This is a genomic window from Amycolatopsis orientalis (assembly GCF_000943515.2).
Taxonomy (GTDB): domain Bacteria; phylum Actinomycetota; class Actinomycetes; order Mycobacteriales; family Pseudonocardiaceae; genus Amycolatopsis; species Amycolatopsis orientalis.
This window is the reverse complement of sequence record NZ_CP016174.1, coordinates 9,332,394-9,350,445: the sequence shown is the minus strand read 5'-3', so window position 1 is coordinate 9,350,445 and position 18,052 is coordinate 9,332,394. Positions and strand designations below refer to the sequence as shown.

The window sequence follows — 18,052 nt, the reverse complement described above, 5'->3', positions numbered from 1 at the left end:
CCCGTCCTTCCCGCGATAGCGTTCCGAACCGAGCTTGAGGAGGCTGACGTGGGCAAGGGTTCGCGCAAGAAGGGTCCCAAGACGACCTCGGACCGCAAGCCGAAGGTGCGCGACGTCTTCGTCGGGCAGCCCTTCGAGGGGCTCGCGGCGGAGACCGAGCTGATCGCGCTGCGCGAGTTCGTCCCCTCGGCGACGGCGGCGCTGACGCTGGCGGGCTCCGACGAGAAGGTCACCCTCGGCACGGTGCTGCCGATGGCGGCGGCCGCGTTCGTCCGGTCGGACGGCGAGCGCTACCTCGGGATGCAGGTGCAGACCCGGTCCTCGGACATCAGCCGCGACCTCGGCCGGGCGCTCCTGTGGGTGCTGGACGCCAAGGAGGGCGACGTCCTGTCCGTGCCGGACACCACGACGCCGCCCACCGCCGACGAGAAGGCCCGCCTGCAGGACCTGCTCGACACGGGCGCCGAACTCGACGCCACGCTCTACAACGACTTCGCCTGGTGGCTGCCCGAGGACGCCGACGCGAGCGGTGACGTCGCGTTGTCCCTCGAGCGCGCGAACGCCGCGATCATGCCGACCGAACGCCTCGGCGCGGGTGCGTACTGGGTGCTCGCCGGGGAGAAGGCGCACCTGCGCTGGGTCCGCCCCGAACCGGAGAACCTGCTGCTGCAAGCGCTTGCGCGGCTGTCCGCGGCCGGGGAACTCGGCCTCGGTGAGGGCTCCCGCTACGCCGGTTCGTTCCGCGCGCACGGCCTGCTCGTCCCGGTGTGGGACCTCGACCCCGAGGCCCACGCGCGCGAGTGGGCGGACGCGAAGGACCAGCTCGGCGTGCGGCTCGACGCGGCGCTGAAGTCCCTCGACACCGAGCCGCTCAACGCCGCCGAGCGCCGCTCGCGCGACGGCCTGATCGGCCGCCAGCTCACCATCCGCTGACCTTCCTCGCGTTTCGTCCTCTGGATGCGATAGTTGCGCGCGCAACCACCGCATCCAGAGGACGAAATGCGCGAGGATGGGCGGGTGATCCTCCATATCTGCGGGAAGAGCGAGTGGGCCGCGGTGCCCGACGGCGGCGTCTACACCGCCGCGTCGCTCGACTCCGACGGCTACATCCACTGTTCGGACCCGGGAACCGCGCACATCCCCGCCAACGCCGTCTTCGCCGGCCGCACCGATCTCGTGCTGCTGGAGATCGACCCGGCACTCGTCGGCGCTCCCGTCGTCTGGGAGGACGGCGACCCGCCGCATCCCGACGGCATCCAGTTTCCGCACGTTTACGGTCCGATACCCCGTAACGCTGTGGTCGCCGTACACGAATTCCCTGTTCGGGGGGACGGTTCGTTCAGAATTCCCGACTCCTTGTCGAGACGTTGAGGCTGGCAACTCCTCATCCGTATGGGCGTCTCTCGAACTAGTTCGCGGTACGAGACAACCTGCGGGGGCTGCCATGCGTTTCGGGAGAGGCGAGCCAGACATAGCTGGCCGAGTGACCCCGGGAGGAGGCGATACGGTGACCGCTGCCGCGACGGTCATCTCGGGGACGGATGTCTGGGTGTCCGGCGAGACCCGAGGGAGGGACGTGCCGGGTGAGCTCACCGACTTCGGCGACTTCGTGCGGGCCAGCCTGCCGGGGCTGCTGAGGTACGGACACGCCCTCACCGGGAATCCGCACGACGCCGCCGACCTGGTCCAGACCGTGCTGGAGAAGATCGGTTCCCGCTGGTCCTACGTCCAGCACAAGACCGGCGACCCGATGGCCTACATCCGCCGGTCGATGGCCAACGCGCATGTCAGCCGGTGGCGCCGGACCAAACGGGAGAGCCTCGTCGCCGACCTGCCGGACACGCGGCCCTACAGCCAGGCCGACCCGTTCGAGCACGAGCCGTTGTGGCAGGCGTTACGCGCCCTGCCCCCGAGACAACGTGCGGTGATGGTCCTGCGTTACTACGAGGGACTGTCCGAAGCGGAGATCGCGGACTCGCTCGGCATCAGCCAGGGCACCGTGAAGAGCCAGGCGAGCAAGGCGATCAATTCGCTGCGTACGAAACTCGCACTGATCGAACCCCAGGGTGAAGGGAGGGAAGCGGGATGAACATGTCCGAGGAGGATGTGCAGCAGAAGCTGCGCGACCTGTTCTCAGACGAGCGGCTCGGCGCGGAGTCCACGCTGAATCCCGAGACGATCGTCGCGGGCGCCCGTCGCCGCCGTCGTCGCCGCCAGCTGATGCAGACCACGAGCGGGATGGCCGCCGCGGTGATCATGGTGGGCGGAGGGCTCACGGTCTTCTCGATCCACGACAAGGACAACGGCGCGATCATCTCCGCCGATCAGCTCAGCCTCGGGCAGTCCGCGACCAGCCAGGTCCAGCCGGGACCCGCGAGCCCGGCACCGACGGCGTCCTCATCGGCGCCGCAGACGAGCCACGCGCCCGCGCCGCCGCCGTCGACGGCCTCCGACGGGCCAGCCAAGCCGCCGAAGAGCACCGCGGCCACGAAACCGCCCGCGCAGGGCAAGGTGACCACGGGCGCGCTGCTGACGGCCACCGGTTTCGGCAAGCTCCGGCTCGGGATGAGCGAGTCCGAGGCGGAGGCGATCGCCGGGCCGCTCCGGGCGAAGGAGGTCCGGGGTGCCTGCACGTACGGCTACGCGGAGGGAACCGCGGTCCCGGGGCCGACGTCGGTGTCGCTGACCGAGGGCAACGGGATCACCGTCATCAACCCAGCGGGCACGGTGCACACCCCGGAGGGGATCGGTGTCGGCTCGACCGAGGCGGACATCCTCGCGGCCTATCCCGGCAGCACCAAGAACGGCGGCGCGTACATCGCTCCCGCCGGAGCGGTGAGCGCGTACCGGATCTTCGTGTCCGGCGACGGATCCGCCGTCAGCATCCTGCTGACCAGTCTCGACCAGGGCTGCCAGTTCAGCTGAGCCGTCCGCGAACAGAGAAAACCCGGGCCACTCCAAGGGGGGAGGACCCGGGTTTTCCCTGTGGTGGGAGAGCGGTCAGCGCGTCAGAGCGCCCCGCCCGCGACCGGGGGCATCCCCGAGTCGGCGCCGCTGTCCCCGACGGACTCGCGGTGCAGGTGGTTCTCCACCTCGAACAGGTTGCCGTTCGCGCGCTTGACGATGTTGAGCAGTGTGGACATCTGGGAGATCTCTTCGACCTGCTCCTTGAGGAACCACTGCGTGAACTGCTCGCCGATGTAGTCCTCTTCGGCGCGGGCGGCCTTGGCCAGCTGCTGGATGTCGGTCGCCACGTCCTTCTCCTGCTGCAGCGCGAGCTCGATGAGCTCGGTGACGTCGGAGAAGGTGTTGCGCACGTCGCCGGTGCCGGGGATCTCCACGTGGTGGTCGGTGTCCAGCATGTACTGGACCAGCGCCATCGCGTGATTGCGCTCCTCGACCGACTGCTTGTAGAAGTGCTTCGCGAGCTGCGGCAGGTCCTCGGCGTCGAACCAGACCGCCAGCGCGATGTACTGCTGGGAGGCGTTGAACTCGTTGTGGATCTGCGCCTGCAGCAGTTCGTAGAACTTCGAGCGCGGTTGCTTCTTGATGAGGGCCATGTGTTCGAGAATACGTGATGGCTTTATTCATTTCCACTTTTTACTGGTGATCTGCCCCCTATTAGGTTACCATTACCGATACTAGGCCCACCTCAATTAAGTAAGCCTTCCCTAATCGATCTCAATTGATTAGGGAAGGCTTACTTAATTATTGTTTCAGATGCTTTCGCGTCGGATCGGGCACGACATGCAGCGCGGCCCGCCGCGGCCGGAGCCCAGCTCGGAGCCGGTGATGGCCAGCACCTCGATGCCAGCTTCCTCAAGCCTGGCATTGGTTTCCACGTTGCGTTCGTAGCCGACGACGACGCCCGGTGCGAGGGCGAGGGTGTTGTTCCCGTCGTCCCATTGCTCGCGTTCTGCGGTGACCGGGTCGAGTCCGGTGTCGATGACGCGAAGCCGGTCGATTCCCATCGCTTCGGCGGCCGCGGTCAGGAATGGGGCCGGTCCTTCCACCTTCATGGAACCGTCATCGGTGGGCCGCATCGTGAACGCGGTGAGCGAATCGCGGGAAAGCGGATACATGACGACGGCGTCGGCCGCGACCATCGTGCAGACGGTGTCCAGATGCATGGTCGCGCGGGTCTGCTGGATCGGGACGGCGAGCACGGTGTGCGCGATCCCGTCGGCGAACACCGACCGCGCCAGCGATTCCGCGCCGGCCGCGGTGGTCCGCTCGCCGACGCCGATCGCGAGGACGCCCGGCGAGAGCAGCATGACGTCGCCGCCCTCGATCGGCGCCGAATGCGCGCCGTACGCGCGGGACGCGTGGCGGAACCACGGGTGGTAGGCGTAGATCAGGTCCAGCACCGCGGTCTCGCGGACGCGGGCCGGCATGGTGAGCGAGGAGACCGCGACCCGGTTGCCGATCCACGCCGACGAGTCACGGGTGAACAGCAGGTTCGGCAGCGGGTCGACGGCGAAGTCGTTCGGATGGTTCATCAGCCGGACCAGTGAGACACCCTCGGCGGCGGGCAGCTCCTCGAAGGTCATCCCGGCCATCAGGGCCTCGGCCAGCACCTCGGGGGAGACGCTCGACAGGTGGGAACGCAGCGAATCGGCCAGGTCGATCCCGAGCCGTCGCTCGTCGACGGCCGCGTGCACGCCGGCGGCGTGGGCACGGGGGTCGGCGAGCGCCGTGCGCAGTGCGTCGGCCAGCAGCAGCACCTCGACGCCGCGGCCGCGGAGCACCTCGGCGAACGCGTCGTGCTCCTCCTGCGCGCGGTCCACCCAGGGGATGGAATCGAACAGGAGCTGGTCGTTGTTGCGAGGCGTGAGCCTTTTGAGCTCGTTGCCGGGCCTGTGCAGCAGCACCGCGCGCAGGGGGCCGACTTCGCTGTCAACTCGGGGTGGAGTCGTCTCGTCAATCACCAGTTCACAGTAGCTAGGGAAGCCAGGAAACTCGCCCCTTGAGCAGCGCGTATCCGACGAAGGAGACGAAGTCGAGCGCGGTGTGGGCGGCGATCAGCGGCCACAGCCGGTTCGTCTTCTGCCACAGCCTGCCGAACACCAGGCCCATCACGACGTTGCCGACGAAACCGCCGAACCCCTGATACAGGTGATACGACCCGCGAAGCACCGACGAGGCGACCAGCGAGGTGTTCTCACGCCAGCCGAGCTGCCGCAGCCGCGTCAGCAGATACGCGACGACGAGTACCTCTTCGGCGAACGCGTTCCCGAACGCCGACAGCGTCAGCGTGATCGGCCGCCACCAGGTCGCGCCCAAAGTGGACGGTTGCACCGAGAGGCTGAACCCGAGGCTGTAGGAGACGAAGTACAGCCCCAGGCCGGGGATGCCGATCGCCGCGGCGAGCAGGAGGCCCAGTGCGAGGTCGCGGCCGGGGCGCCGCCGGTCCAGCCCGATCTGCGCGAGTTTCATCCCGCCGCGCCACAGCAGGTACAGCCCGAGCGCGCCCCAGCCGACCAGCTGGCCCGCGCTCAGCACCTGCTTGAGCAGGTCGACCAGGCTGAGTGTCGCCTGGGGAACGTTGAGCTGGGCCTGTTGCTGCGCCAGCGGAACCGGCTGCAGCAGCGAGTCCACAAGGGACAGCAGGCTGCGCAGCCCGGACAGACCGAGGGTGATTCCGAAGACGACGACCAGTTCGATGACGATCGCGCGGCGGCGCGCCGGATCTTCCACGAATTCCGGCAGCGCCGGGCGTTCGGGACGCAGCCAGCTCATCCGCCGCACGCTACCGTCGGGTCATGCCCAGGAGCATCGCGACCAACGAAACCGTCGACCGTGCCGCGCTCGTCGACTTCCTGTCCACCCGCCACCGCGCCATCCTCATGACCACCAAGGCCGACGGCGGCCCCCAGCTCTCGCCGGTGACCTGCGGCGTCGACAGCGAAGGCCGCCTCGTCATCTCCACGTACCCGAAGCGCGCGAAGGTCGTCAACATCCGGCGCGAGCCGAAGGTGTCCGCCTGCGTCCTCTCCGACGAGTGGAACGACCAATGGGTGCAGCTGAACGGCACCGCCGAAGTCCTCGACCTCCCGGACTCGGTCGAGCCGCTGGTCGACTACTACCGCGCGATCTCGGGGGAGCATCCCGACTGGGACGAGTACCGCGAAGCGATGGTGAAGCAGGGCAAGAGCATCATCCGCGTCACCATCGACTCGTGGGGTCCGATCGCCAAGGGCGGCTTCCCGGCGGAACTCGCCTAACCCTCCGAAAAGAACGGGCAGCCGATCAGGCGCCGGATCTCGGCCGCGAGCTGCGGCGGCCCCTCGACCGGACGCGAGAACGCGAGCCGCACGTCGTGGTCGCCGGTCTCGGCCTCGACCCGCAGCCGCAGCCCGTAGCGGTCCAGCCCGAGCGGCCGGATCCGCCCGCCGCGCAGCTCGGTCGGCACATGTTTGGCGAGCTGCTGGACGACGTCCGCGTGGTCGGTCTCCAGATGCCGCAGCCAGTTGGCCTCGTAGTCGTGGAACGGGTCCGGCGGCGCGGCGCTGAACATATGCGGCCGGAGCGAGTGCGTGCCCTCGGCGTCCGCGAGCACCAGGGACGCCGGGGTCAGCCTCAGCAGCGTCAGGCCGTGTCCGACGTCGAGCAGACGCTCGTCCGGCCGGGTTTCGGCGATGGAGACCGCGCGGGCGCGCGCGGAGACCTCGGAAAGCGGACGGAGCCAGCCCGTGATCCACAGCAGCCCGCGGATCGGTTCGCGCAGGGTGACCGGGGCCTGATCGGTCAGCTCGACCATCACCGCGAGTTCGCCGCGCTGCGCCTCGTGTGCCCGTTTCACCAGGTGGTGCTCGTCCGGCAGCAGGATGCTGACGCTGCCGCTCGTGTGCACGTGATGCAGTTCGGGGATGACGCGGCCGTACTGTCCTGGCTGGTCACGCTGCTCAGCGGTCGGTGTCAGCGTCGCCGGCCCGTTGCGGGTCGCGATCGTCTTCGCCCGCTCGGCGGGGTTCGGCGCCGGAGGGCGGCGAAGGGACGTCGGTGTGGTCACGGCTCACCTCCTAGGTTAGGTGAGCCTAACCTGATTTACGCGCCGAGTGGAAGTAGGTTCGATCACGTCACCTCCGCGGCGACTAGGTTGACCAGGTGGAAGACCGCAGAAACCGGGTGCTCGAACCACCCGAAGGGATTCCGGCGAAGAACATGCCGGTCCTCGTCCCCTTGCTGGACCGCACGAACGTCACCGCCGGGACGGTGGCCTTCACCGCCGGCCTGATCGCCGCGCTGGGCGCGATGTTGCTCTTCACCGGGCAGTACGGAACCGCGGTGCCGGTCTTCCTCCTCGTCTTCGCGACGCCGACTTCGCTGTACTTCGGCTTCATCACCATCGCCGGATCCTTGCCGATGCGGAACCTGACCGGCGAACCGTTCCGCCTGGTGAACGGGCTGGACGGCGCGGTCGCCGCCGGTTCACGGGTGAGCGTCCCGCTCGATGGCCAGTGGTTCGTGGCGCGGCTGCCCGCCCCGCTTCGCGCACAACTCGCGGCCCAGCGACGGCTGTGGACGCTCGGCCCGTTCTTCGTCCTGCCCGGCAACATCGTGCCCCGGCGTGGCAAGTTCCGCGACGCCCCGGCGAAAGGCTCGACGCCTTTCCTCGCCGAGCCGGTCTCACCGGGCAAGCTGTTGGGGCTGCAACGCCGATTGCTGGCGTTCCACTACTTCGTCGGCGCCGGAATCACGCTGGTGGTCGCGCTCTTGGCGCTCTGGATCTCCTTCGACCTCCCGGACCGGGGCAGCGTGCTCGTGCCGTCTTCGCTCGCCCTCGCGGTCGCGTGCGGGCTGGCGGCGATCGGCCTCGCGGTCACCGGTCTCCTGCTGCTGCGGCCGATACCCGAACCGCGCTGGACCGAGCTGTTCGTGGTGTCCGGACCGGCGTCGGTCAACCTCTTCGGCATGGTCACCGTGACGGGACGGACGGTCTTGCCGGACGGCCGCGAGGTCTCGGTGCGGGCGGGCGGTTCCGATCCCTCGCTCGCCGCCAACATCGCCGCCACGGGCCGGCTCTCAGTACTCGGGGTGCCGAAGGCCGGGAAGGTCGCGAAGGCCGGAGTGCCTGGTCACGCGGTTTTCGGGCCGGTCAAGTTCGGCTCGTGAGTGGTAATGACGGTTAGAACCGTCATTACCACTCACGACAACCCGGTCCGCCGCGTCGCCTCTTCGGTTTCGACCACGCCTCGCCGGATCCCCTCCAGCTGTTCGCCCAGCTCACCGATCGCGGTGGTGTCGAGCAGCGCGTCGCCGGTGGCGGCCGACAGTTCGGCCGCCCTGGCGACCAGGCCGTCCAGTCCGAGGGCGCCGGAGCGCAGCTGGGCCAGCAGCTTCCGCTGCGCGCTCGAAAGCCGGGCGTGCACGTCTTCCTGAGCCTGCACGGCTTCGAGTGACTGCATGAGGTCGCCGCGGATGTCGTCGTCGGCGGCCTCCAGTTCCTGCCGCAGCCTCTTCTTCTCGGCGGCGACCGCGGCCATGTCCACTCGCGCCAAGGCCTTACCGGTGGCCGAGGTACGCCCGGCCAGCCGCCGGAGGGTGTCGACGGTTTCGCGCACCGCCGGTTCCATGTCGGCCACCCGGTCGGCGAGCGGGCCGGTGTCGAGCGAGGCGGAGATCGACCGGAATCCGTCGGCCGCGGCCTCCGCGCGCCGCAGCCAGTCCGCCTCGGGCGAACCCGGTTCGACGTCGGGGGGAACCCGCTCGCCGGCTTCGCTCTCCGGTTCCGTCCTGGCGGTGGCGGCGGCGATCCCGGCACGGGCGGCGAGCACGGTCACGCCGACGCCGAGGGCGGCGACCACCGGCAGTTGCACCGCCCAGGCCGCCCCCGCCGAGGTGGCCGCCAGCAGCAGTCCCCACGGTTCGGTCAGCTCACGGACGAAGCGCATATCCGAGGATCTCAGAAATTCGAGATCACGGCGGTGAAGACCTGGTCGATCGAGTCCGGTTTGGACGAGTCGTATCCCACGCCCTGTGTCGTCTCGGCGATCTCCTTGAGCACGTCCAAATCCGCGTCGGAGCCGTAGGCGATGGTGAACAACCGCACCGCCTCACCGCCACCCTCGGTCCGCAACTGCCCGACGAGGTTCGGCAGATCGATCCCGCCCGGATCCTCGTTCCGGCCGTCGGTGAGCACGACGACGGCGTTGATCGCGTTGGGATCCAGCCGCTGCTTCATGAACTCGTAGGCCGCGAGCGACGAGTCGTAGAGCCCCGTCCCGTTCTGCGGGGTCAACCCGTTGAGCCGCGACGCCAGTTCCTGCCTGCCCGGCTCACCGCCGATCGGCGACACCGGCCGGAGTTCGAAGTAGTCCTTGTCGCCGTTCAGTTTCGTCGAGAACATCCACAGCCCGACCTTGTCCGCGTCGCTGAACTGCGGCAACGACGCCACGGCCGCCTGCTTCGCGAGGTCCATCTTGTTCTTGCCGGTCCCGCTGACGGCCTCGCCCATCGAACCGGAGACGTCGACGACCAAGAGCACGTTCGCCTTCTTCCGCAGGTCCTTCCAGGACTTGAGGACCTCGACCAGCACCGGCGGACTCGGCGGCCGGATCAGGTTGAGCTTCACGTCGGGCTGGGCCCCGTTGTCCGAAGTGGTCTGCGAACCGGGCTTCCCGTCGAACGTCCGGAAGCCGATGTCGCTGAACTTCCGCTGGGCGTCGGCGTCGCGAAGATGCGCGAGGAAGTCCGCGGCGACCTGCTTGTGGAGGTCGTCGGCCCAGTTCAGCACGGTGAACGGATGGTCGGAGTTGAGCGTGCCGTCGCTCGGGTAGATCCCGACGAGCGGCACCTTCGGCGGCGCGTGCTGCCCGCGTTTCGCCGGATCGTTGGTGGGATTGCCCTGGTTGTAGCCGACGAGCGAGTTCTCCTCGACCGTCACCGCCGAGATGTAGGACAACGCGGCGCCGCGGTCGTCGGCCTTCTGCAGGTTCGTCAGGAACGTCAGGGTGTTGTCGCCGTAGTGGACGATGGCCTGCTCGACGTTCTGCACGAACGTCCGCGCCTCCGGCTTCGCGAGCGCGTTCGCGGTGAGGTCCGAAGAGGTGCCCGTCGCCGCGTAGTAGGCGCCGATCGTGGCGTTCAGCCCGGACGTCGAGATGTTCGGATTCGTCTTGCCCAGCCGGAACCTGCCCCATTCCGGATGCCCGTACTTCGCCCAGCCCTGCGGATCGGTGGCGAGCGCGGCGAGATCCTTCCAGCCGATGCCCTTGCCCGGCCAGCCGAGCGCTTCGGCCATCGGCTTCGGCATGGCGACGACCAGTGGCGCGTTCGCGACCGATTGCGGGTCGCCTTCGGGCACCAGCGCGGGATGGTCGGTGCCGGTGAGGTTCTGGCGCAACAGGTTCACCCAGCCCGACGCGGCGGGCGTCCAGACGTCCGGCCGCGGGCCGTCCACCGCCTCGTTCCAGCCGCGGGACAGCGCCTGCATCGCCGTACCGGAGGACTTGGACTGCACGAGCACGTCGACGCAGCGTCCGGCCACCGTACGGCCGCTGTAGCCCTTCGCGATCTCGGTGACCACGCCCGCCTTCTCCGGCGAGGACGACACCTGCAGCTTCACCGCGTCGCCGGTCGTGCACTTCGCTTCCACGGCGTCCTCGCCGGAGTCGCTGGTGAGCGCCCGCAGCCCGATGATCAGCCCGATCGCGACCACCGCCGCGGCGGCGAACGCCAGGACCTTGCGGCCGCCTCGGGATTGACCGGGGTTCACGACCATGGAGGACCTCCAGCGGTGGGAACACCGATTATCCGGAGGTTTCGCCTTGCCGGGCTTGGCGTTGCCGAACCGTTGCGGCCGTGGCGGTACTTATCCCGCCACGATCGCGTTTAGTCCTCTGAATGCGTAAATCGCATTCAGAGGACTAAACGCAGGGGTCGCTAAGCGCCGGGACCCCGGCCGGACCAGGTCCAGGCGTAACCGTGGTCCTCCGAAGCGTCGGCCGCTTCGCCGAGGTCCAGCGGCGCGAAGGTGTCCACCATGACCGCGGTCTCGTCGAAGAACTGGGCACCGATCGACGCCTCCGCCGCCCCCGGCTGCGGGCCGTGGGTGAAGCCGGACGGGTGCAGCGAAAGCGAGCCGACCTCGATCCCGGAACCCTTGCGCGCCTCGTAGTTCCCGCGGACGTAGAACATCAGCTCGTCGGAATCGACGTTCGCGTGGTTGTACGGCACCGGGATCGACTCGGGGTGGTAGTCGACCTTGCGCGGGCAGAACGAGCAGACCACGAAGTTGGGGCCTTCGAACGTCTGGTGCACGGGTGGCGGCTGGTGCACGCGGCCGGTGATCGGCTCGAAGTCGTCGATGTTGAACACCCATGGGTACAGGCAGCCGTCCCAGCCGACGACGTCGAACGGGTGGGTCGCGTAGGTGTAGCGCGTCAGCCCGGCGCGGTGCCGCACGAGGACCTCGACGTCGGTGCCGTCGACGACCAGCGGCTCGGACGGGCCGCGGATGTCGCGTTCGCAGTACGGCGAGTGCTCCAGGAACTGGCCCTTCGCCGACAGATACCGCTTCGGCGGCCCGATGTGCCCGCGCGCCTCGATGGTCAGCAGCTTGACCCCGTCGTCGTGCGGGAGCACGCGGTAGGTGCACGACGTCGGGATGACCAGGTAATCCCCGTCGCCGATCTCGAGCGTGCCGTAGATCGTCTCGACGGTCGCGCCGCCGCCCTGGCAGTAGAAGAGTTCGTCACCGGCCGCGTTGCGGTACAGCGGCGACGGCCGGGTCGCGTGGACGAAGCCGATGGTGACGTCGGCGTTGCCGAACAGCCGCCGCCGGTCGGTGACCGCGTCCGCGTCGCCGAACTTGAGGTCGTGGGTCTTGAACGCGCGGGGTTTGAGCGGGTGGTTCGGGGTGATCGGCCCGCGGTCGTCCTCGATCGCGACGGCGTCGACGATCGCGGTGGGCAGGCCGCGGTGGTACAGCAGGGCGGAGTCCGCCGAGAAGCCCTCGACGCCCATCAGTTCCTCGGCGTACAGGCCCCCATCGGGCTTGCGGAACGCCGTGTGGCGCTTGTGCGGGATCTCGCCTACCTGCCGGTAGTAAGGCATCGGAATCTCCCCGGAACGTGTCCGTTGTGCGAACGATTTTGTCCTGATGTCGTACGCTACTAGCGTGTCAGTCGTGTCAAGCGCTGTGGAACTCACGCCACCCGGCCCCCGAGGAATCCCTCCCCTGTTCGCGCGGCTCGTCGACGACTCGGCGTTGTTCCCGCCCGGCGAGGCGTCCATGCCCGAAGCGCTGCGTGCGCACTTCGCGTCGAGGTCCGGTGAGCACTCCGGCGTCCTCGGTGTGTTCCTGTGCCAGGCGTCGCGGCTGCCCGAGCTCATCACCGAACTCATCAAGATCAAACCGAAGGAACCGCTGCCGCTGTCGCTGATCATCGACACCGGTCTCGGCGGCGTCCCGAAGGCCATCTCGATCGTCGAATCGCGCAGCGAGATCCTCGCGCTGCGGATGGTGGAGATGCCGGCGCCGTCGGACGTCGACGAGGTCTGGCTGGAGCGCGTCTCCGAATTCGTGCCGGAAGACGTCATCCGGGTGGTCGAGCCGCGGCGCGGCGTCGGCTGGCTGGACGGCGTGCGGAAGGTGATCGAGCACGGCAGCTGGCCGAAGATCCGGTGCGGCGGCCAGGCGGGCGAGAACTTCCCGAGCGTCGACGAGGTCGCCGACTTCCTGTCGGTGGTCAGCGCCGAGACGGGGGCGTCGTTCAAGGCGACGAACAGCCTCCACCGGGCCGTCCGGCACACCGACGAGACCAGCGGCTTCATCCACCACGGGTTCCTGAACCTGATCGTGGCGTCCGCGCGCTGCCTTTCGGGCGGGGACGTGCGCGCCGCGCTCGAATCGACCGACGGCGCCGCGCTGGCGGCCGAGGCCAAGGGGATGTCGGAGCCGGCCGCGAAGGCAGTTCGCGGACTCTTCGCTTCCTACGCGGCGGCTTCGTTCGACGAGCCCGTCGCCGACCTCGGGGAACTCGGCCTCTTGTGACGCGCGAAGGGTCGCTGACCCTGGACAGAGGGCTGGCGCTGCTGCAGGCCGTGGCGGACGCCGGTGGTGAGGCGGCGACGATCTCCGAACTCGCCGTCGTCATCGGCGCCAGCCGGGCCGCGGTCTACCGGCTGCTGGTCCCGCTGTCCGAACGTGGCCTGGTGTGGCGCGACGGCAACAAGGTGCGGCTGGGTGTCGGCCTGCTCCGGCTCGCCGGGCAGGTCCTCCCGCAGCTGCGCGAGGCCGCCAGGCCGGTCCTGCGCGAACTGGCGGAGAAGGTCGGCGCGACGGCGCATCTGTCGGTCGCGCAGGGCGATCAGGCGCAGGCCGTCGCCGTCGTCGAGCCCTCGTGGACGAGCTTCCACGTGGCCTACCGCGTCGGCACCCGGCATCCGCTGTCCGCCGGTGCGGCGGGCAAGGCGATGACGCTGCGCCCTGGTGGCGACGGCTGGGTGACCTCGACCGGCGAACTGGAGGCGGGGGCTTCCGGGGTGGCCGCGCCCGTGCGCGGGGTACCGGGACTGCGCGCCAGCCTCGGCGTCGTGTCCCTGGAGCCGCTGGACGCCGCTGTGGTGGGTCCGGCGGTCGTCGCGGCCGCCGTCCGGCTGGCCGCGGTGCTGAAGCAGCCCGAGTAGCCGCTCAGCGGTGGCTGAGCAGCGGGCGCACCATGGTCCCCAGCAAGGTGAGATCGACCGCGAACAGGAGCCGCTCGAACAGGCCGAGCGTGACCTCCTGGTGCGAGGGGCCGGTGAGCATCGTCCAGACGAATCCGCCGAGCACGATCACCACGGCCGCGAAACTGGCCACCGAAAGCCGCCGGATCGTTGTGCGCCGCGGCTCCCACGGGCAGCGTGCCCGGCCGGGACGGGTCAGCACCCAGGCCGCGGCGGGGAGCGCGAGGAACGCCGTCAGCGCCGCGTAGTTGTGGATCTGCCCGGCCAGTGAGCGGGCCTGGCCCTCCGGGTCGACGGGGACGAGCGCGAGGACGAACAGCCCGGCGCACCACACACCGAGCAGGACGAGGACGGACCGGTAACCGGTGCGGTGCGCCTTCGCGATGCCGCCGAGCAGGGCGAGCGAACCGAAGCCCAGCGCCAGGCACATCGCGCCGAACAGCGGAGCCGCCGTCGAACCGGGGGAAAGGTAGCCGTAGACGTATTCGGACAGCGTCTGCCAGATCGGGCTGACCTGGCTGGACAGCCGCAGGTGCAGATCGATCGAGATGGCGACGGCGACGGCCATGCCGAAGATCGCGAGCCTGCCGTGCACGGGGGAGACGGCACGGGCCGTGAGGATCTTGGGCGAGGTCACGACCGGTTTCTCCAGGCACGTCGGGGTGGGTGTTCACCTTTTCGTTCCCGAAAGGTTACCCGGCGAACCTGTGAAAACCCCGTGCGCCTCAGAAGGCGAGCTGGCTCAGCGCGAACAGCGAGAAACCGGCGAAGACGAAGCCCGCCACACGCTGGATGAGCTTCGGGCGGATGCGGCTCCGGACCTTCGCGCCGATGAAGACGGCGAGGCCGGCGACGGCGACCAGCGCGACGAAGGAGCCGAGCGCGACCGCGAACGGGTTGCCGAAGCGGGCCGTGAGGCTGGCTGTCGCGAGCTGTGAGGCGTCGCCCCACTCGGCGGCGAACAGCACGCCGAACGAGGTCAGCGCGGAGCGGAAGAAGGTCGCCGGGCTCGGCCCGGACCGCGACGCGTCCTCTCCGCCGTCCTTGCCGGGACTGAACCCTTCGCGAAGGAGCATGTACGCGCCGATACCGAACATCGCGGCGACGATCGCGGTCACCAGTGTCTCCGGCAGCAAAGTGAGCACACTGCCGAAGACGGCGGCGATCGCGGATTGCACGGCGAATGCGGCGGTGACGCCGACGAATACCGGCCACGCGCGGAAACGGGTGGTGAGAACCAAGGTGGCGACGAGGGTCTTGTCCGGTAGCTCCACGGCCAGTACCAGGCCGAACGCGCTGATGAGCGCCAGCATCGAGCTTGACATGATGATTCTCCACCCCTTTCACTGCAACGATAAAGGGGTGATTCAGGAAAGGGCAAGCTGATGGCTTTTCCGAATCGTGTGGCTGGTGCGGGCGAATTGTATTTCGTGGCGGGACGGAAAGGAGTTTTCGGCAAACCGAATTCTTTTTTCAGGCTCCACTGGTAGCGTTCGATCATGGACGAGAGAGCGCGGATCGACGACGTGTGCAGGCGCCTGCGGGACCACTACGTGTTCCCCGACATCGCCGAGAAGCTGGCCGTGCTCCTGCAGGCGAGGCTGGGTGACGGCGCGTACGCGGGGCTCGACGATCAAGCGTTCGCCGTGGCGGTGACGGAGGACCTGCAGTCGGTCAACGGGGACAAGCATCTGCGGCTACGGCACCATGTCGACCCGTTGCCCGAGGTGGACGGGGAGTCGTTCGACCCCGAGGAGTTCCGGCGCGAGGCGGAACTGAACGGCCACGGCATCACCTCGGCGCGGCGGCTGGCCGGGAACGTCGGCTACCTGGAGACCAAGCTGCTCTACGGTCCCGGCATCGCGGGTGAGGCGCTGTCCGCCGCGATGACGCTGCTCGCCACTACCGACGCGCTGCTCCTCGACGTCCGGGAGAACCGGGGTGGCGACCCGTCGGCGGTCGCGCTGCTGATCAGCTACCTGGTCGCCGAGCCGGTGCACTACAACAGCATCTATCTGCGCGACGGCGACGTGACGAACCAGTTCTGGACGCTGCCGTACGTGCCGGGCCGGAAGTTCGGCCCCGACAAGCCGGTGTGGGTGCTGACCGGCCCGACGACGTTCTCCGGGGCCGAGGACCTGAGCTACTCGCTGCAGCAACTGGGGCGGGCGAAGACGGTCGGCGCGGTCACCGGCGGCGGCGCGAACCCGCGCCGGCAGTACAAAGTGGACACCCATTTGGATGTGACCGTCCCGGGTGGACGGGCGGTGAACCCGGTCACGGGGACCAACTGGGAAGGCGTCGGCGTCCGGCCCGACATCGCCGTCGACGTCGAGGCCGCTTTCGACACGGCGTACGCGTTGGCGCTGGACCATGTGCTGACGCTGGGGGATTCGGGGGTGCGACGGCAGATCGCCGACGAGGCGCGTCTCGCTCTCGCGGGTCTCGGCTGACAACGGGCGCGGGACCTACGTCCCGGCGAGATCAGGACCACTTGAACTGGCGGGTTCATCGGGCGTTGAGCAGGCTTGAGGCGTGGAGGTTCTCGATCTCGCTCGGTGGCAGTTCGGCATAACCACCGTCTATCACTTCCTGATGGTCCCGCTGACCATCGGGCTTTCGGTCCTGGTCGCCGGGATGCAGACGGCGTGGGTGCGCACGGGTGACCCGCGCTATCTGAAGATGACCAAGTTCTGGGGGAAACTCCTGCTGGTCAACTTCGCGATGGGCGTGGTCACCGGCATCGTGCAGGAGTTCCAGTTCGGGATGAACTGGAGCGCTTACTCACGGTTCGTCGGTGACGTCTTCGGTGCGCCGCTGGCGATGGAAGGGCTCGTCGCGTTCTTCGTCGAGTCGACCTTCCTGGGGCTGTGGATCTTCGGCTGGGACAAGCTGCCGAAGAAGGTCCACCTGGCGTGTGCCTGGGCCTACTCCCTGGCGACCGTGGCGTCGGCGTACTTCATCCTGGCCGCGAACTCGTGGATGCAGCATCCGGTCGGGGTCGAGTTCGTCGACGGGAAGCCGACGATGAACTCGATCTGGGCGGTGCTGACGAACAACACCGCGCTGGCCGCGATCCCGCACACGATCGCGGGTGCTTTCTCGGTGGCGGCGGCGTTCCTGGTCGGGGTGGCAGGCTGGCAGTTGTGGCGCAAGCGTTCGGAGGACGACGAGCACCGCGCGGTGTGGCGTTCGTCGGTGCGCCTCGGCGGCTGGGTCGGCGTGGTGGCGTTCGCGGTGCTGGGGATCACCGGCGACGTGCAGGGCAAGCTGATGTTCGAGCAGCAGCCGATGAAGATGGCGTCGGCGGAAGCGTTGTGCCACACGGAGAAACCGGCGAGCTTCTCGATCATCGCGATCGGCGACGTCCGGAACGCGAACTGCGAGGACGTCAAGACGTTCACCGTGCCCGCGTTGCTCTCGTTCCTGGCGCACAACGACTTCTCGACCGAGGTCAAGGGCGTGGAGAACCTGGTGACCGAGTACCAGGCGAAATACGGGACGAACTACCCGGACGATCCGCAGCTCGGCTCGCTCGCGGGCAAGCCGATCGACTACGTGCCCAGCCTTCCGGTGACCTACTGGGGTTTCCGCGCGATGATCGGGTTCGGCGCGATTTCGGCGGGGATCGGGCTGCTCGCGCTGTGGCTGACCCGGCGGGGGCGGATTCCCGGGCAGCGGTGGTTCCCGTGGCTCGTGCTCGGCGGCATCGCGACGCCGTTCATCGGCAACAGCGCCGGCTGGATCTTCACCGAGATGGGGCGTCAGCCGTTCGTGGTGGTGCCGAATCCGACCGGTGTCGACGGGGTGTGGATGTTCACCGCCAACGCGGTGTCGAAGTTGTCCACAGGCGAGGTGTGGACGTCGCTGATCGCTTTGACGACTGTCTACGCGGTCCTCGGCGTCGTCGAGGTCTTCCTGATGCGCAAGTACGTGCGCGGTGGCGTCGACGCCGTCATGCCGCCGCAAAAACCGGCCTCGACCAGCAAGAACGGCGACTCGGAAGGCGGTGACAGCGATGACGAAGCACTCGCCTTCGCCTACTGATCCGCTCTTGACGTCACCTACCCAGCCCCCCGCCCTTCCCGGGGGACGGCCCCGCACCCAGCGTATCGGGGGGATCGCTCAGGCGGGTTACCCACAGCCAATCTGTGGACAACTTGAGCGATTGTGGATAACTCAGGGCTACGGGGGCTTGAGAGGCCGGTTCGGTCGGGGGTTCGTGGTACGGGCCGGGCATGGTGCGGGGCGGCGGGCTGAAGGGGCCCTTCGCCGCATCTCATGCAGCGAAGGCTCCCTTGACCGCGTCGCATGCGGGGAAAGCGTCCTTCACCTCCCCCAAGCGACCCAAGTCACCGAAGCGACCGGAGTGAACGAAGCA

19 protein-coding genes are annotated in these 18,052 nt (G+C 68.6%); 10 read left to right on the top strand and 9 right to left on the bottom strand.

All coding sequences use genetic code 11. The features are described from left to right. The first annotated feature begins 48 nt into the window (after positions 1–48). The 4 genes from SD37_RS41105 to SD37_RS41090 all read left to right on the top strand — a co-directional run bounded on the left by SD37_RS41105 (position 49) and on the right by SD37_RS41090 (position 2,925). A complete protein-coding gene (locus SD37_RS41105) occupies positions 49–933 on the top strand; it encodes a DUF5926 family protein (protein ID WP_044849619.1) in 885 nt (294 codons plus the stop codon). An 84-nt stretch (positions 934–1,017) separates the two neighbouring features. After that, positions 1,018–1,371, top strand: a complete 354-nt coding sequence (locus SD37_RS41100; protein ID WP_044849770.1) for a DUF952 domain-containing protein — start codon at positions 1,018–1,020, stop codon at positions 1,369–1,371. A 205-nt stretch (positions 1,372–1,576) separates the two neighbouring features. Further along, on the top strand, positions 1,577–2,089 hold the full coding sequence (locus tag SD37_RS41095; RefSeq protein WP_037316569.1) for a SigE family RNA polymerase sigma factor: 513 nt from the start codon (positions 1,577–1,579) through the stop codon (positions 2,087–2,089). Between the two features lie 2 nt (positions 2,090–2,091). Next, on the top strand, positions 2,092–2,925 hold the full coding sequence (locus SD37_RS41090) for a RodZ family helix-turn-helix domain-containing protein (RefSeq protein WP_236725243.1): 834 nt from the start codon (positions 2,092–2,094) through the stop codon (positions 2,923–2,925). An 83-nt stretch (positions 2,926–3,008) separates the two neighbouring features. On the opposite strand, the gene SD37_RS41085 is transcribed toward SD37_RS41090, so the two are convergent. From SD37_RS41085 to SD37_RS41075, 3 genes are all read right to left on the bottom strand, one after another. Continuing rightward, on the bottom strand, positions 3,009–3,560 hold the full coding sequence (locus tag SD37_RS41085) for a ferritin (RefSeq protein WP_044849621.1): 552 nt from the start codon (positions 3,558–3,560) through the stop codon (positions 3,009–3,011). A gap of 156 nt (positions 3,561–3,716) precedes the next feature. Further along, positions 3,717–4,928, bottom strand: a complete 1,212-nt coding sequence (locus SD37_RS41080; protein WP_081736501.1) for an arginine deiminase — start codon at positions 4,926–4,928, stop codon at positions 3,717–3,719. A gap of 13 nt (positions 4,929–4,941) precedes the next feature. Continuing rightward, positions 4,942–5,739 (bottom strand): CPBP family intramembrane glutamic endopeptidase, encoded by a 798-nt coding sequence (locus SD37_RS41075; RefSeq protein ID WP_037315596.1) that lies wholly within the window; start codon positions 5,737–5,739, stop codon positions 4,942–4,944. 23 nt (positions 5,740–5,762) lie between these two features. Here SD37_RS41075 and SD37_RS41070 point away from each other — a divergent pair, with 23 nt between their 5' ends. Then, positions 5,763–6,224 (top strand): PPOX class F420-dependent oxidoreductase, encoded by a 462-nt coding sequence (locus SD37_RS41070; protein WP_044849622.1) that lies wholly within the window; start codon positions 5,763–5,765, stop codon positions 6,222–6,224. Here the strand turns inward: SD37_RS41070 and SD37_RS41065 are convergent. Next, positions 6,221–7,012, bottom strand: a complete 792-nt coding sequence (locus SD37_RS41065; protein WP_044849623.1) for a DUF2470 domain-containing protein — start codon at positions 7,010–7,012, stop codon at positions 6,221–6,223. The genes SD37_RS41070 and SD37_RS41065 overlap by 4 nt on opposite strands. 95 nt (positions 7,013–7,107) lie before the next feature. Between SD37_RS41065 and SD37_RS41060 the strand changes: the two genes are divergently transcribed. Next, entirely contained in the window at positions 7,108–8,115 is a 1,008-nt protein-coding gene (locus tag SD37_RS41060; protein ID WP_044849624.1) for a hypothetical protein, read from the top strand. A gap of 32 nt (positions 8,116–8,147) precedes the next feature. On the opposite strand, the gene SD37_RS41055 is transcribed toward SD37_RS41060, so the two are convergent. The 3 genes from SD37_RS41055 to SD37_RS41045 form a co-directional block, all read right to left on the bottom strand. Continuing rightward, a complete protein-coding gene (locus SD37_RS41055; protein WP_044849625.1) occupies positions 8,148–8,894 on the bottom strand; it encodes a hypothetical protein in 747 nt (248 codons plus the stop codon). A gap of 11 nt (positions 8,895–8,905) precedes the next feature. Beyond that, the gene (locus SD37_RS41050; protein WP_044849626.1) at positions 8,906–10,723 is read right to left on the bottom strand and encodes a substrate-binding and vWA domain-containing protein; all 1,818 of its coding nucleotides are present in this window, start codon (positions 10,721–10,723) and stop codon (positions 8,906–8,908) included. Positions 10,724–10,884: 161 nt separating this feature from the next. After that, positions 10,885–12,057 carry a homogentisate 1,2-dioxygenase gene (locus SD37_RS41045; protein ID WP_044849627.1) on the bottom strand — a complete coding sequence of 391 codons (1,173 nt, stop codon included), beginning with the start codon at positions 12,055–12,057 and terminating at the stop codon, positions 10,885–10,887. A gap of 85 nt (positions 12,058–12,142) precedes the next feature. Here SD37_RS41045 and SD37_RS41040 point away from each other — a divergent pair, with 85 nt between their 5' ends. Further along, positions 12,143–12,997 (top strand): hypothetical protein, encoded by an 855-nt coding sequence (locus tag SD37_RS41040; RefSeq protein WP_162835887.1) that lies wholly within the window; start codon positions 12,143–12,145, stop codon positions 12,995–12,997. Next, complete coding sequence (locus SD37_RS41035) at positions 12,994–13,632, top strand: IclR family transcriptional regulator (RefSeq protein WP_044849628.1); 639 nt, start codon at positions 12,994–12,996, stop codon at positions 13,630–13,632. The genes SD37_RS41040 and SD37_RS41035 overlap by 4 nt, the downstream gene beginning before the upstream one ends. A 4-nt stretch (positions 13,633–13,636) precedes the next feature. Here the strand turns inward: SD37_RS41035 and SD37_RS41030 are convergent, their stop codons facing one another. Further along, entirely contained in the window at positions 13,637–14,308 is a 672-nt protein-coding gene (locus tag SD37_RS41030; RefSeq protein WP_145926863.1) for a DUF998 domain-containing protein, read from the bottom strand. An 88-nt stretch (positions 14,309–14,396) separates the two neighbouring features. Next, entirely contained in the window at positions 14,397–14,984 is a 588-nt protein-coding gene (locus tag SD37_RS41025) for a TMEM165/GDT1 family protein (RefSeq protein WP_044849629.1), read from the bottom strand. Between the two features lie 186 nt (positions 14,985–15,170). On the opposite strand from SD37_RS41025, the gene SD37_RS41020 reads away from it, so the two are divergent. Next, positions 15,171–16,124, top strand: coding sequence for a S41 family peptidase (locus SD37_RS41020; RefSeq protein WP_044849630.1), 954 nt, complete (start codon positions 15,171–15,173; stop codon positions 16,122–16,124). A gap of 82 nt (positions 16,125–16,206) precedes the next feature. Continuing rightward, positions 16,207–17,718: a cytochrome ubiquinol oxidase subunit I gene (locus SD37_RS41015; RefSeq protein WP_044849631.1), complete on the top strand. Its 1,512-nt coding sequence runs from the start codon at positions 16,207–16,209 to the stop codon at positions 17,716–17,718. Positions 17,719–18,052 lie beyond the last annotated feature (334 nt).

Coding starts and splice junctions, on each gene's coding strand:
- SD37_RS41050 (WP_044849626.1), bottom strand. CDS start 10,723: ATGGTCGTGAACCCCGGTCAATCCCGAGGCGGCCGCAAGGTCCTGGCG.
- SD37_RS41070 (WP_044849622.1), top strand. CDS start 5,763: ATGCCCAGGAGCATCGCGACCAACGAAACCGTCGACCGTGCCGCGCTC.
- SD37_RS41025 (WP_044849629.1), bottom strand. CDS start 14,984: ATGCTGGCGCTCATCAGCGCGTTCGGCCTGGTACTGGCCGTGGAGCTA.
- SD37_RS41055 (WP_044849625.1), bottom strand. CDS start 8,894: ATGCGCTTCGTCCGTGAGCTGACCGAACCGTGGGGACTGCTGCTGGCG.
- SD37_RS41020 (WP_044849630.1), top strand. CDS start 15,171: ATGGACGAGAGAGCGCGGATCGACGACGTGTGCAGGCGCCTGCGGGAC.
- SD37_RS41090 (WP_236725243.1), top strand. CDS start 2,092: ATGTCCGAGGAGGATGTGCAGCAGAAGCTGCGCGACCTGTTCTCAGAC.
- SD37_RS41085 (WP_044849621.1), bottom strand. CDS start 3,560: ATGGCCCTCATCAAGAAGCAACCGCGCTCGAAGTTCTACGAACTGCTG.
- SD37_RS41075 (WP_037315596.1), bottom strand. CDS start 5,739: ATGAGCTGGCTGCGTCCCGAACGCCCGGCGCTGCCGGAATTCGTGGAA.
- SD37_RS41045 (WP_044849627.1), bottom strand. CDS start 12,057: ATGCCTTACTACCGGCAGGTAGGCGAGATCCCGCACAAGCGCCACACG.